This is a genomic window from Nocardia sp. NPDC049935, from assembly GCF_055586645.1.
The window spans coordinates 1,554,313-1,566,738 of the sequence record NZ_JBVJHV010000001.1; the positions used below are offsets into that span (position 1 = coordinate 1,554,313).

General features: G+C 67.9%; 12 protein-coding genes. 5 read left to right on the forward strand and 7 right to left on the reverse strand.

The window, feature by feature from the left end; all coding sequences use genetic code 11:
• Window positions 1-19 precede the first annotated feature (19 nt).
• From inhA to ACZ6SF_RS07145, 6 genes are all read right to left on the reverse strand, one after another.
• On the reverse strand, window positions 20-853 hold the full coding sequence (inhA, locus tag ACZ6SF_RS07120; protein WP_466061058.1) for an NADH-dependent enoyl-ACP reductase InhA: 834 nt from the start codon (window positions 851-853) through the stop codon (window positions 20-22).
• A 113-nt stretch (window positions 854-966) separates the two neighbouring features.
• On the reverse strand, window positions 967-1,683 hold the full coding sequence (fabG1, locus tag ACZ6SF_RS07125) for a 3-oxoacyl-ACP reductase FabG1 (protein ID WP_466061059.1): 717 nt from the start codon (window positions 1,681-1,683) through the stop codon (window positions 967-969).
• Window positions 1,684-1,834: 151 nt separating this feature from the next.
• A complete protein-coding gene (locus ACZ6SF_RS07130; protein ID WP_466061060.1) occupies window positions 1,835-2,836 on the reverse strand; it encodes a VWA domain-containing protein in 1,002 nt (333 codons plus the stop codon).
• Window positions 2,833-3,813 (reverse strand): DUF58 domain-containing protein, encoded by a 981-nt coding sequence (locus tag ACZ6SF_RS07135; RefSeq protein WP_466061061.1) that lies wholly within the window; start codon window positions 3,811-3,813, stop codon window positions 2,833-2,835. The genes ACZ6SF_RS07130 and ACZ6SF_RS07135 overlap by 4 nt, the downstream gene beginning before the upstream one ends.
• Window positions 3,810-4,970: a chaperone MoxR1 gene (gene moxR1 / locus ACZ6SF_RS07140; RefSeq protein ID WP_466061062.1), complete on the reverse strand. Its 1,161-nt coding sequence runs from the start codon at window positions 4,968-4,970 to the stop codon at window positions 3,810-3,812. Before moxR1 ends, ACZ6SF_RS07135 begins: the two co-directional genes overlap by 4 nt.
• Before the next feature lie 264 nt (window positions 4,971-5,234).
• Entirely contained in the window at window positions 5,235-5,819 is a 585-nt protein-coding gene (locus ACZ6SF_RS07145) for an Rv1476 family membrane protein (protein WP_466061063.1), read from the reverse strand.
• 350 nt (window positions 5,820-6,169) lie between these two features.
• Between ACZ6SF_RS07145 and ACZ6SF_RS07150 the strand changes: the two genes are divergently transcribed.
• The 5 genes from ACZ6SF_RS07150 to ACZ6SF_RS07170 all read left to right on the forward strand — a co-directional run bounded on the left by ACZ6SF_RS07150 (window position 6,170) and on the right by ACZ6SF_RS07170 (window position 12,065).
• Window positions 6,170-8,986, forward strand: coding sequence for an aconitate hydratase (locus ACZ6SF_RS07150; RefSeq protein WP_466061064.1), 2,817 nt, complete (start codon window positions 6,170-6,172; stop codon window positions 8,984-8,986).
• Window positions 8,987-9,368: 382 nt separating this feature from the next.
• Complete coding sequence (locus ACZ6SF_RS07155) at window positions 9,369-9,935, forward strand: TetR/AcrR family transcriptional regulator (RefSeq protein WP_449999827.1); 567 nt, start codon at window positions 9,369-9,371, stop codon at window positions 9,933-9,935.
• Window positions 9,936-10,016: 81 nt separating this feature from the next.
• Complete coding sequence (locus ACZ6SF_RS07160; protein WP_466061065.1) at window positions 10,017-10,433, forward strand: acyl-CoA thioesterase; 417 nt, start codon at window positions 10,017-10,019, stop codon at window positions 10,431-10,433.
• A 211-nt stretch (window positions 10,434-10,644) separates the two neighbouring features.
• Window positions 10,645-11,091, forward strand: coding sequence for a hypothetical protein (locus ACZ6SF_RS07165; protein ID WP_466061066.1), 447 nt, complete (start codon window positions 10,645-10,647; stop codon window positions 11,089-11,091).
• A gap of 11 nt (window positions 11,092-11,102) precedes the next feature.
• Complete coding sequence (locus ACZ6SF_RS07170) at window positions 11,103-12,065, forward strand: MvdC/MvdD family ATP grasp protein (RefSeq protein ID WP_466061067.1); 963 nt, start codon at window positions 11,103-11,105, stop codon at window positions 12,063-12,065.
• 97 nt (window positions 12,066-12,162) lie between these two features.
• On the opposite strand, the gene ACZ6SF_RS07175 is transcribed toward ACZ6SF_RS07170, so the two are convergent.
• Window positions 12,163-12,396, reverse strand: a complete 234-nt coding sequence (locus ACZ6SF_RS07175; protein WP_280402216.1) for a helix-turn-helix domain-containing protein — start codon at window positions 12,394-12,396, stop codon at window positions 12,163-12,165.
• Window positions 12,397-12,426: the final 30 nt, after the last annotated feature.

The following is a 12,426-nucleotide window of genomic DNA, read 5'->3' on the forward strand; positions in this document are numbered from 1 at the left end:
TGTTCTCCTCCCGGATCGGTCAGTTCGACGGCATGTTCTCGGGGAACCAGGTGTTGTGGCTGGCGCCGCCGTCGACGTAGACGATCGAACCGGTGGTGGCCGGCAGCCAGTCCGACAGCAGCGCGACGATCGACTTGCCGACCACCTCGGCCCCGCCGTCCCAGCCGATGGGCGAGGCGCCGTCCCAGTAGGTGTCCAGCTGCTTGAGCTGTTTGGCATCATCGGTGGCCGTACCCGCGATCGCCTTGGCGGCGAGGGTTTTGACGGGCCCGGCGGCGATCAGATTGGAGCGGATCTTCTTGGCGTAGCCGACTTCCCGCGCCACGTACCGGTTCACCGATTCCAGCGCGGCCTTGGCGACACCCATCCAGTTGTAGTACGGCATGGCGGTGCGGGGATCGAAATCCATCCCGACGATCGACCCGCGCTCGTTCATCACCGGCAGCACGGCCCGGGCCAGTGCGGCGTAACTCCAGGCGGAGATCTCGAACGATTTCGCGGCGTCGCCGGCGGGACCGTCGAGGAACGGCAGGGCGTCGGGGCCCATGAGGGTCTTCGGGGCGAAGGCGATCGAATGCAGGACGCCGTCGATACCCTCGGGTGCGACCTCACGCAGCGCGTCGGGCAGTTTCGCCAGATCCTCGGCGCTGGTGACGTCCAGGCCGATCGCCGGAGGCACTTCCTGCGGCAGCCGCTTGGCGATCCGGTCGATCAGGCGCAGGCGTTCGGTGAGGCCGGTGATGATCACCCGGGCCCCTTCCTTCTGCGCGATCGCCGCCGCGTGGAACGCGATGGAGGCATCGGTGATGATGCCGGTGACGAGGATCGTCTTGCCTTCGAGCAATCCGCCCATGAGTTCTCGGTTCTCCCTGGAGTCTGGTGTCGTGGTCCGCCGTACCGGCGGCGCGCCGGCCGTTCCCGGAACGGCCGGCGCTGTTTCGCGCTGTGCTCGGTTACCGGGGCCGGTCAGTGCCCCATGCCCATGCCGCCGTCGACGGGGATGACCGCGCCGGAGACATAGGCCGAATCCTCGGAGGCGAGGAAGCTGATCACGGCCGCGACGTCCTCGGGCTTACCGACTCGCTGCAGCGGGATGAACTTCTCCGCCATCTCCCGCATCTCCGCGGGCAGATCCTTGGTCATATCGGTTTCGATGAACCCGGGCGCGACGACATTGGCGGTGATCGACCGCGAGCCGAGCTCGCGGGTGATCGAGCGCGCCAGTCCGACCACACCCGCCTTGGAAGCGGCGTAGTTGATCTGCCCGGCCTGCCCGGCCAGGCCCACCACCGAACCGAGGAAGATCATCCGGCCCCACCGGGCCCGCAGCATGGCGCGGTTGGCGCGTTTGGCGCAGCGGAAGGCGCCGGCGAGGTTGGCGTCCACGACCTTGGTGAACTGGTCTTCGGTCATCCGCATGAGCAGGGTGTCGTCGGTGATACCGGCATTGGCGACCAGCACCTCCACCGGGCCCTGCGCGGCCTCGACCTCGGCGAAGGCCTGATCCACCGATTCGCTGTCGGTGACATCGCATTTCACCCCGAGCAGGCCCTCGGGGGCGCCCGAACCGCGATGGGTGACCGCCACCTTGTGGCCGTCGGCGTGCAGACGCTGGGCCACCGCGAGACCGATCCCCCGGTTACCGCCGGTCACCAGGACCGAACGTGGTGTGAAGTTCGACATGGGGACAACCTACCTGGCGTCACCCGGCCCGCTCTCATGGACGTCCACCGATAAATTCGCGGCTGTTTTGTGCATCCCGGACAAAGCGCGAGAAACGAATCCGGGCCGGGTTCGATCGAACCCGGCCCGGATCACCACGGACGTACGCGAGTCAGGGCAGCCGCTGCCGCATCGCCAGCGCGACCACCACTCCGGCCAGCGTGGCCAGCAGGCCCAGCAGCCACCACGGCCGGCTGGCATCGCCTCTGGTCACCTCGTAGCCGATCTGCTCCTCCAGGGTGTCGTACACGCTGGAGAGCTCCTGCAGGCTCGAGGCCGTATAGAACTCCCCGCCGGACAACTGCGCGATCTCCTGCATCGCCTCGTCGTCCACCGGTACGTCGACCTGATCGGTCCCGCCGTCCTCGCGCGGGATCTCCACCACACCCCATTTGGTGCCGAAGGAAATAGTCGAGACCGGGATCTTCTTGGTCTTCGCCAGCCGCGCGGCCACGAACTCGTGGCGCGGATTGTCGACATCCTCGAAGTCCGGGACGGTCTGCTTTCCGTCGGACATCAGCACGATCCGCGCCGGCGGCGGGGTCTCCGAGCCGCCGAGCACCGAGGCGAGGGTCTCGATGGACTGCAGCGCGGTGAAGATGCCCTCACCGGTCGCGGTACGTTCGGCGAGTTTGATGTTGTCGATCGCCGCCTTGACCGATCCCCGGTCGGTGGTCGGCGAGACCAGAACCGAGGCGGTACCGGCATAGGTGACCAGGCCCAGGTTGATCCCGGGGGTCAGCCCGTCGGCGAAGTTCTTGGCCGCCTCCTGGGCGACCTGCAGGCGGTTAGGCGAGACGTCGGTGGCCTCCATGGACAATGAGACGTCCATGACCAGCACCACCGTCGCCCGGTTACGTGGCACCTTCTGTTCGGCGGTCGGTCCGGCGGCCCCGATCGTGGAGAACACCATGCCGACGATCAGCAGCACGATCGGCACGTGCCGCCAGAAGGTCGGCCGGTTCGGAGCGACCTTCTCGAGCTGCTCCATATTGCTGAAACGCAGCATATGCCGCTGCCTACCGCGCTGCACGAGCAGATAGCCGAGCGCGAGCAGGAGGATGACAGCAAGGAATCCGAGCCAGATCGGTGCGGCGAAATTCGAAATACTCACTGGCGTGGCACCCGCGGGGTCGAGGCGCCGAGGCTGTGGCGCCGGGTGGAAACGAACCGGACCACATCGGCGATCCAGTCCCGGTCGGTCTGCAGGGTCAGCACCGGGGCGCCACAACTGCGCAGGGTCTGCTCGACCTCCTCCCGGTGCCGCTGCGCGGCCGCCGCGTAGTCGGCGCGCAGCTGGGGGGTGACGCTGAATTCGCGGGTCCGCCCGGTCTCCGGATCGTGCAGCACCACGTCACCGATATCGGGTAGTGCGATATCGCGCGGATCGAGGATCTCGACCGCCAGCAGATCGTGGCGCGCGGAGATCGCGCGCAGCGACCGCTGCCAGCTGATATCGCCGAGAAAATCGCTGATCACCACAGCCAGCCCGCGTTTACGCTGCGGCCGGCGCAGTGATTCGATCGCGCCGTGCAGGTCGCCGCGCACCCCGTCGCGGGGGTGCGGCGTGGTCGCGATACTGCGCAGCAGCGACTGGGCGTGCACCCGGCCGCTGCGCGCGGGGATCCGCTGCAACTGTTCACCGGTGGCGACCACTGCGCCGATCCGGTTGCCGCCGCCCATCGTCAGATGGGTGACCGCCGCCGCGGCGGCCACCGCCAGATCCCGCTTCTGGCACGCACCGGTACCGAAGTCGAGGCTGGCGGACAGGTCGACCACCATCCAGGTCTCCAGTTCCCGGTCCGCGATCATCTGCCGGACGTGCGGGTGCGTGGTGCGGGCGGTCACCGACCAGTCCATCTGCCGGACATCGTCGCCGGGCTGATAGGCGCGCGCCTCCCCCGGCTCCGACCCGGGACCGGGAATGAGACCCAGGTGGTCGCCGTGCAGCACGCCGTCCAGACGGCGGCGCACGGTGAGTTCGAGCGTCTTCAGGGCGGCGGTCAGATGCGGATCGGTCAGCTCACCCGAACGGAACGACGGTGGTGCGTGGCCGGGCACCCGGGCGTGGGAATCCGACGGCCGGGTCACTGGGTCTGGTTCGTGCCGGCGGTCTGCGGGACCTGAGGCGCGGGAGCCTGCTGGGGCGGGGCGGGCCTGCGATTACCGTTCTCCGCGGGGGCGGGCGCGCCGCCGGGCGCCACCGCCTGCGGCGCCACCTGGGGCAGACCGACGGTCTGCAGCACCCGCTGGATCACGTCCTCGGGGCTGACCTCGTCGGCGAGCGCGTCATAGGAGAGCACGAGACGGTGCCGGAGCACATCCGGGATCACCTCGAGCACGTCCTGCGGCACCACGTAGTCGCGGCCCCGGATCAGGGCGATGGCCCGGGCGGCGGCGATGATGCCGAGGCTGGCACGCGGCGAGGCGCCGTAGGACACCCAGTTCGCCACATCGTGCATACCGAACTCGGCCGGGGTGCGGGTGGCCGAGATCACCCGGACCACATAATCCACCAGGGCGTGGTGCACGAAGGTGTTCGCCGCGAGTTTCTGCAACCGCAGCAGTTCCGCCGGTTCCAGGATCTGCTCGGCCTCGGGCGGGGTGACACCCATCCGGTAGATGATCTCGCGTTCCTCTTCGACCGAGGGGTAGTCGACGACCACCTTGAACAGGAAGCGGTCGCGCTGCGCCTCGGGCAGCGGGTACACGCCCTCGCTCTCGATCGGGTTCTGGGTCGCCATGACCAGGAACGGATCGGGCATGGGATAGGTCTTGCCGCCGATCGACACATGCCGCTCGGCCATCACCTCGAGCAGCGCCGACTGCACCTTCGCCGGAGCGCGGTTGATCTCGTCGGCGAGGACGAAGTTCGCGACCACCGGGCCGAGTTCGGTATCGAACTCCTCGCGCCCCTGGCGGTAGATCCGGGTTCCCACGAGGTCGGTCGGGACCAGGTCGGGGGTGAACTGGACGCGGGAGAACGAGCCGCCCACGACCTTGGCGAACGTCTCGACCGCGAGAGTCTTGGCGATACCGGGGACGCCTTCCAGGAGCACATGCCCCTTGGCCAGAACGCCGACGAGCAGCCGCTCGACCAGGCGATCCTGTCCGACGATGACCCGCTTCACCTCGTAGATCGCTTTTTCCAGGGTCGCGACGTCACGCTCGAGGGCGTTCGAAGCGGGCGCCGGCGATTTCTTCGCCAGATCCGCCCCGCTGACACCGTCCGTCGAAGTCACCAACATCCCCGCTTTCGCCTCGGTCCTGTGCGTGCTGTCACAACTATTCCAGGTGATGGCCGTATTCGCCGCAACCGGCTCCACTATCGGGAAATTCGCCGCGTTCGCGGACCGTTCCCTACCCGGCGCCGGCCGCGGAGTCGCTGTCGCAGCCGTCACCGCCCGTTCCAGTCGACCATACGTACCGATACGGCATCATGCCCGCCGTGGCGCGCACCGAAACATCCCCGGTACCGGGGAGTCCGTGCGGGAAGACCGGCGACCGGGTGGCTAACGCGAGGCGGGCACGCGGGCGGATTCCGCCGCGCCGTCGCCGGTGCCCGCGGCGGGCGGCGCATCGGGACCCCGGCGGGATTTGATCCAGTAGAGACCGCCGACGACCACCACCAGCCCGGCCAGCAACGCGAGGGTTATCGCCGTCCAGCCCATGGTCGGCTCCTGCTCCAGCCGGTGCACCAGGATCTGCGCGGCCTCCTCGGTGTCGCCACCGGTGAACTTGGCCTTGTCCTCGGCCCATTCCAGGTGCACGCGGGTGATCGAATCGCTGGTGGTGCCGATCCAGTCGTCGCTGAACACCGCCACGGTGCCGTGCTGGAACCCGGCGACGTCGGTGGCGAGATCGCGCAGTTCGGAATCGTGGCCCGGATTGCCGCTCAGGACCACGATGCTCAGATCGATGCCCTGCTCCCGCGCGTCGGACACGATCGCTGCCAGTTCGCCCTGGTCGTCGCCCTCGGGCGCGGCCACCCCGTTGTCGGCGAGATCGTCGCGAACCTCCTGCATGGTGTCCGCGTCGAATCCGTCCGGCAGTTTGGTGGCCTTGAGGGAGAAGGCCGAAGTGTGGGTGACGGTCATCTTCCATCCGGTCTGGTCGAGCCGCATCGATAGGCGAGGCGACGGGGAATCCGATTCTGGGTGCGAGCCCGGGAGTACCCGTGGGGACCTCCCGGCAACCCGGACCAGCTCGAGAGCAGATTACGCGACGCGGGAACGGTTATCCCACACCTGCTACATCCGCGGGCCCGCGCGCCGCGCGGTGATCACCGTGCGCGGCCCCGAAATTTCACAGGACAAGCGTACTGTTAGGGTTGGGAATCGCGGGGAACCGGCGCCACAGCGGGCCGGACCTCAGGCCAGACAACAGACGTATCGCCGCCGGCACAGCCCCGCCGACGGCGTCCGCACACCCGACAAGTGGAGCTGACGTGACGAAAAGTATCGATACTTTCGGCGCCAAGGGCAACCTCGAGGTCGGAAGCAACTCCTATGAGATCTTCCGGCTCTCGGCCGTGCCCGGCACCGAGAAACTTCCGTACGCGCTGAAAGTCCTCGCCGAGAATCTGCTGCGCACCGAGGACGGCGCCAATATCACCGCCGACCACATCCGCGCCCTCGCGAACTGGGATCCGAGCGCCCAGCCCAGTATCGAGATCCAGTTCACCCCGGCCCGCGTGGTGATGCAGGACTTCACCGGCGTGCCCTGCATCGTCGACCTGGCCACCATGCGCGAGGCGGTCACCACCCTCGGCGGCGACCCGAACAAGGTCAACCCGCTCTCCCCCGCCGATATGGTCATCGACCATTCGGTCATTCTCGATGTCTTCGGCCGGGCCGACGCCCTCGAGCGCAACGTCGACCTCGAATACCAGCGCAACGGCGAGCGCTACCAGTTCCTGCGCTGGGGCCAGGGCGCCTTCGACGATTTCAAGGTCGTCCCGCCCGGCGTCGGCATCGTGCACCAGGTCAACATCGAGTACCTCGCCCCCACCGTCATGGTGCGCAACGGGCAGGCCTACCCCGACACCTGCGTGGGCACCGACTCCCACACCACCATGGTCAACGGCCTGGGCGTGCTGGGCTGGGGCGTCGGCGGCATCGAGGCCGAGGCGGCCATGCTCGGCCAGCCGGTCTCGATGCTGATCCCGCGTGTGGTCGGCTTCAAGCTGACCGGCGAGATCAACCCCGGCGTCACCGCCACCGACGTCGTCCTGACCGTCACCGATATGCTGCGCAAGCACGGCGTGGTCGGCAAGTTCGTCGAGTTCTACGGCAAGGGCGTGGCCGAGGTGCCGCTGGCCAACCGTGCCACCCTGGGCAATATGAGCCCCGAGTTCGGCTCGACCGCCGCGATCTTCCCGATCGACGGCGAGACGATCAACTACCTGCGCCTCACCGGCCGCACCGACGAGCAGCTCGCGCTCGTGGAGGCCTACGCCAAGGAGCAGGGCCTGTGGCACGACGCCGATAACGAGGCCGCCTACTCGGAGTACCTGGAACTCGACCTGAGCAGCGTGGTGCCCTCCATCGCGGGCCCCAAGCGCCCCCAGGACCGCATCCTGCTCGCGGACAGCAAGACCGCGTTCCGCAAGGACATCCACAACTACACCGACGACGCGGAGTCCGGCCCGGCCGCCGACACCCCGCACACCCACCTCGACGAGGCCATCGAGGAATCCTTCCCGGCCTCCGACCCCGCGGTGCTGTCCTTCGCCGACGACGACGCGGTGCTGCTCTCGGCCGCCGACGGCAGCGTCGGACGCCCGAGCAAGCCCGTCAAGGTCTCCGACCCCGAGCGCGGCGATTTCGTGCTCGACCACGGCGCGGTCGTGGTCGCGGGCATCACCTCCTGCACCAACACCTCCAACCCGTCGGTCATGCTCGGTGCGGCGCTGCTGGCCCGGAACGCGGTCGAGAAGGGCCTGTCCTCCAAGCCGTGGGTCAAGACCAATATGGCGCCGGGCTCGCAGGTCGTCTCCGACTACTACGAGAAGGCCGGCCTGTGGCCGTACCTGGAGAAGCTGGGCTTCTTCGTCGGCGGTTACGGCTGCACCACCTGCATCGGCAACACCGGTCCGCTGCCGGAAGAGATCTCCAAGGCGATCAACGACAACGACCTCTCGGTCACCGCGGTGCTCTCCGGCAACCGCAACTTCGAAGGCCGTATCTCCCCCGACGTCAAGATGAACTACCTGGCCTCCCCGCCGCTGGTCATCGCCTACGCGCTCGCGGGCACCATGGATTTCGACTTCGAGACCGACGCTCTCGGCAAGGACACCGACGGCAACGACGTCTTCCTGAAGGACATCTGGCCGTCCCCGCAGGAGATCGACGACACCATCAAGTCCGCGATCAGCCGGGACATGTTCACCAAGTCCTACGCCACCGTCTTCCAGGGCGACGAACGCTGGCAGGGCCTCGACACCCCCGAGGGCGACACCTTCGCGTGGGACGAGAATTCGACCTACGTGCGCAAGGCCCCGTACTTCGACGGCATGGAAATGGAGCCCGCCCCGGTCGCCGATATCACCGGCGCACGGGTGCTGGCGCTGCTGGGCGACTCGGTCACCACCGACCACATCAGCCCGGCCGGTCCGATCAAGCCCGGCACGCCCGCCGCGCAGTACCTGGACTCGCACGGCGTGGCCCGCAAGGACTACAACTCCCTGGGTTCCCGGCGCGGTAACCACGAGGTGATGATCCGCGGCACCTTCGCCAACATCCGGCTGCGCAACCAGCTCCTCGACGACGTCTCGGGCGGCTACACCCGCGACTTCACCCAGGACGGCGCTCCGCAGGCGTTCATCTACGACGCCTCGCAGAACTACCAGGAGGCCGGTATCCCGCTGGTCGTGCTGGGCGGCAAGGAATACGGGTCCGGCTCGTCGCGCGACTGGGCGGCCAAGGGCACCCGGCTGCTGGGCGTCAAGGCCGTGATCGTCGAATCGTTCGAGCGCATCCACCGCTCGAACCTGATCGGCATGGGCGTGATCCCGCTGCAGTTCCCCGAGGGCGAATCGGCCGGATCGCTGGGCCTGACCGGTACCGAGGTCTTCGATATCACGGGTATCGAGGAACTCAACTCCGGCAGCACGCCGTCCACGGTGCACGTCACCGCGACCAAGGACGACGGCTCGAAGATCGAGTTCGACGCGGTGGTCCGCATCGACACCCCCGGTGAGGCGGACTACTACCGCAACGGCGGCATCCTGCAGTTCGTCCTGCGCAACATGATTAGGGCCTGATGCTGTGTTGAATTGCTCCGCCTCCGGCGGCGCGGGTTCGCGCCCCTGAGGTCTCGTCGTTGCGCACCCGAGACTCGCGCCTGCGGCGCATCGCTTCGGGTACGCAACGACGAGACGGGCGCGAACGTCGCTCGTAAGACTCGCTCCCACGGGGTTGCGAGTGCTCGCTCCGTACGGAGTCGTCCTTTGCGGGCGTGGCACTCGCTCCCGGTGGGCTACGGGACTCGCTCTCCGGGGAACCACCCCATGTGAGGGTGCGGTGATTCGCTTCCGGTGGGGTTGCGGGAGTACGAATGGCACCACTTGTTCGCTCGCTCGAATCGTGACAACCCGCGCGGCCGGCTTACCGCGTGGGGTTCGCATATTCCGTTGAAGGAGTCCGATGCCCAAGGTCAGCGACGATCATCTGGCCGCCCGGCGTTCCCAGATCCTCGACGGCGCGCGCCGGTGTTTCGCCGAATTCGGCTACGACGGCGCCACCGTCCGCCGGCTCGAGGAGGCCATCGGGCTGTCGCGCGGGGCGATCTTCCACCATTTCCGGGACAAGGACGCGCTGTTCTTCGCGCTGGCCCAGGACGACGCCGAGCGGATGGCCGAGGTCGCGGCGAACCAGGGTCTGGTGCAGGTGATGCGGGATATGCTCGCCGACCCGCAGGAATACAACTGGCTGGGCACCCGGCTCGAAATCGCCCGGCGGCTGCGCACCGATCCCGAATTCCGGGCCGGCTGGACCCAGCGGTCGGCCGAACTCACCGCCGCGACGCTGGCCCGCCTGGAGCGCCGGAAGGCGGCCGGCGCGCTCCGCGACGATGTACCCACCGATGTGCTGCTGGGCTATCTCGATCTGGTGCTGGACGGCCTCATCGCCCGGATCGCCTCCGGCCACACCAACGAGAACCTCACCGCGGTACTGGATCTGGTGGAAGCCTCGGTCCGCCGCCGCAGCTGACGGCCCGGTCCGTGCCCGAGACGGCGGCCGGTCAGCGGAACACCCGGGAACAACCCGTCGGCCCGGCGAGTTCGACCGGGCATGACCTTCTCTGTGCCCGTCACCGTGCGCGGCTACGAACTCGACGCCCTGGGCCATGTGAATCAAGCGGTGTATATGCAATACGCCGAACACGGGCGCTGGGAATTCCTGCTGGCCGCGGGGCTGCAGCCGGATAAACTCCAGGCCGCCCGGGTGGGACCGGTGGTCCTGGAGACGACCATCAAATACCGGCGCGAGCTGCGCGGTGGAGACGCGTTCCGGGTTACCTGCGAATTCGTCTGGGGTAGCGGAAAAACCTATCGAATCCGGCAGGAGATGATCCGCCTGGACGGCACCCTCTCGGCCGAGGTCGAGGTGATCGGCGGACTACTCGATCTCGACGCCCGGCGCCTGCTGCCCGACCCCGCCGGCCGCTTGCGGGACCTGGCGACGCAGCCGGCCCTGCTGGGACTCTGATCTTCCGGTGCATGCGGCCGGCAAATATTTTCCTATCGGGAAAAGATCCCCGTCGGCCGGAAATTATCCGATATCCGTTCCAATAGTTGAACAAGATCAATGATTTCACCGGCCATAATTCGGCGATATCGGATGCCGCGCAATCCATACGGCGTTATGATCCGGACGCGATCGGGTCCCGGCACACTGTGAGCAAGATCGGAGAATCTCGATGACCGATGCGATCCACCTCCTCGGCGCACCGGAAGCCCTTGCGGTCACGACGGTCACCGGTTTTCTGGTCGGCGAATCCGACCACGATATCCGGGTACGCGTCGCCGACGGGACGTGGACCTTCGAGCGCCGGGATGTGGTCGCGATCCGCGATTGCGGCCGCCGTACGGAAGCACCGCCCGGCGCGGTACTGGTCGATATCCGGGCCGGTGCGACCGCCGATTTCACGCGCCGGTTGCGTATCGATATCGCCGAGCGGCCGATGACGCTGACACCCGCGCCGTCGCGGACGTTCGGCGACGCCCAGCTACACCGGCTGGCCCAGGCCTGGGTCACCGGGCTCGACGTGGACGCCGACCCCGCGCATCCCGCCGCCTTCACCCGTGCCCACACCAGGGCACGCCACGGCGGCCGGCACGATACCCACTACGACAGCCTCGACTGAGCGGGCACCCGGTGGGCGCCCGGTATCCGGGACGGGTTCTCATCGTCTCCGAGGCCGACGATCTCCACGCGGCCGCCATGGAGGCGACACTGCGCGAACACCACGCCGCCGCGCCGCTACGGCTGGATCTGCGCGACTTCCCCCGGGAATCGGGGACCGTCCGGATCGACCGGTCGGGCGCCACCAGGTCGCTGGCGGGTATCGCCGGGCTCGACGAGGTCACGGCCGTATGGTGGCGGCGCCCCCATCCCAGCGACGTCCCCGTGAGCGTACGAGCCGACGACGACGCGTATCGCCAGGCCGAATGCGACGGTTTCGTCCAGGGGCTGCTGTGGTCGCTCCCGGCCCGGTGGATCAACGAACCCGGTCACGACCGGATCGCCCACCGCAAGATCGTCCAGCTGGATACGGCCCTGCGGGCCGGTTGCGCGGTCCCGGATACGGTGATCACCAACGATCCCGGGGAGGCCCGCGCCTTCGCCGAATCCTGCGGGGCGCCTGTCGTTTTCAAACGGACGGGCACCTCACGCGCGGAATTCTCCGAGACCCGGCTGCTCGATTCCGCCGAATGGGACCGGCTCAGCGGGATCCGCTGGTCACCGACTATCTTCCAGCGCTTCATCGAACCGGAATGCGATCTGCGCGTGGTGTGGGTGGAAGGGCACGAGTGGGTGGTGCGCATCGACTCGCGCGCCGGTGCGGGCCGGGTGGATTCCCGGCTGGACACCTCGGTCGGCTTCGCGCCCGGCCGGCTGCCCGCCGCCGTCAGCAAATCACTGGCGACGCTCATGGGAGCGCTCGGGCTGAGCTTCGGCGTGGTGGATCTGCGGGTGGGGATCGACGGGGAACACTATTTCCTCGAGGTCAACCCGCAGGGTCAGTTCGCCTATCTGGAGATCAAGACCGGGCTGCCGATCTTCGCCAGCCTCGCCAATCTCCTGATCCACGGCGACGGCGCCGTTGCCGGATGGTGATCATGGCACCGGGACGCCCGGCGGTGGGTCCGCGGGCGCGCCGCCGATCACGCCGCCGGGTGCCGTTCCCGGCGGCGTGCCTGCGAATACGGTGCGGCTAGCGGGATTTACGGCGGTTCGCGCCACCACGGCTGCGGAGTTGCACATGCGACTCCGTCAGCACGTTGTGGATGAACCCGTAGGAACGCCCGGTCGCCCGTGCCAGCGACCTGATACTCGCCCCCGCTTCGTATTGCTTCTTCAACTGGGATTGCAGGCGGTCACGCGACTTACCCGTGACGCGCGTGCCCTTACCCAATGTGCTCTTGCTCTGTACCGGCCTGTCGCCCATGGCTTCCTCCGAGTCGCCGAGCAGCGTCAC

What these genes read in the sequence shown, in the direction of transcription:
- inhA (WP_466061058.1), bottom strand. Translation starts at nt 853, where the DNA reads ATGGGCGGATTGCTCGAAGGCAAGACGATCCTCGTCACCGGCATCATC.
- fabG1 (WP_466061059.1), bottom strand. Translation starts at nt 1,683, where the DNA reads ATGTCGAACTTCACACCACGTTCGGTCCTGGTGACCGGCGGTAACCGG.
- moxR1 (WP_466061062.1), bottom strand. Translation starts at nt 4,970, where the DNA reads ATGTTGGTGACTTCGACGGACGGTGTCAGCGGGGCGGATCTGGCGAAG.
- ACZ6SF_RS07145 (WP_466061063.1), bottom strand. Translation starts at nt 5,819, where the DNA reads ATGACCGTCACCCACACTTCGGCCTTCTCCCTCAAGGCCACCAAACTG.
- ACZ6SF_RS07155 (WP_449999827.1), top strand. Translation starts at nt 9,369, where the DNA reads ATGCCCAAGGTCAGCGACGATCATCTGGCCGCCCGGCGTTCCCAGATC.
- ACZ6SF_RS07160 (WP_466061065.1), top strand. Translation starts at nt 10,017, where the DNA reads ATGACCTTCTCTGTGCCCGTCACCGTGCGCGGCTACGAACTCGACGCC.
- ACZ6SF_RS07165 (WP_466061066.1), top strand. Translation starts at nt 10,645, where the DNA reads ATGACCGATGCGATCCACCTCCTCGGCGCACCGGAAGCCCTTGCGGTC.
- ACZ6SF_RS07175 (WP_280402216.1), bottom strand. Translation starts at nt 12,396, where the DNA reads ATGGGCGACAGGCCGGTACAGAGCAAGAGCACATTGGGTAAGGGCACG.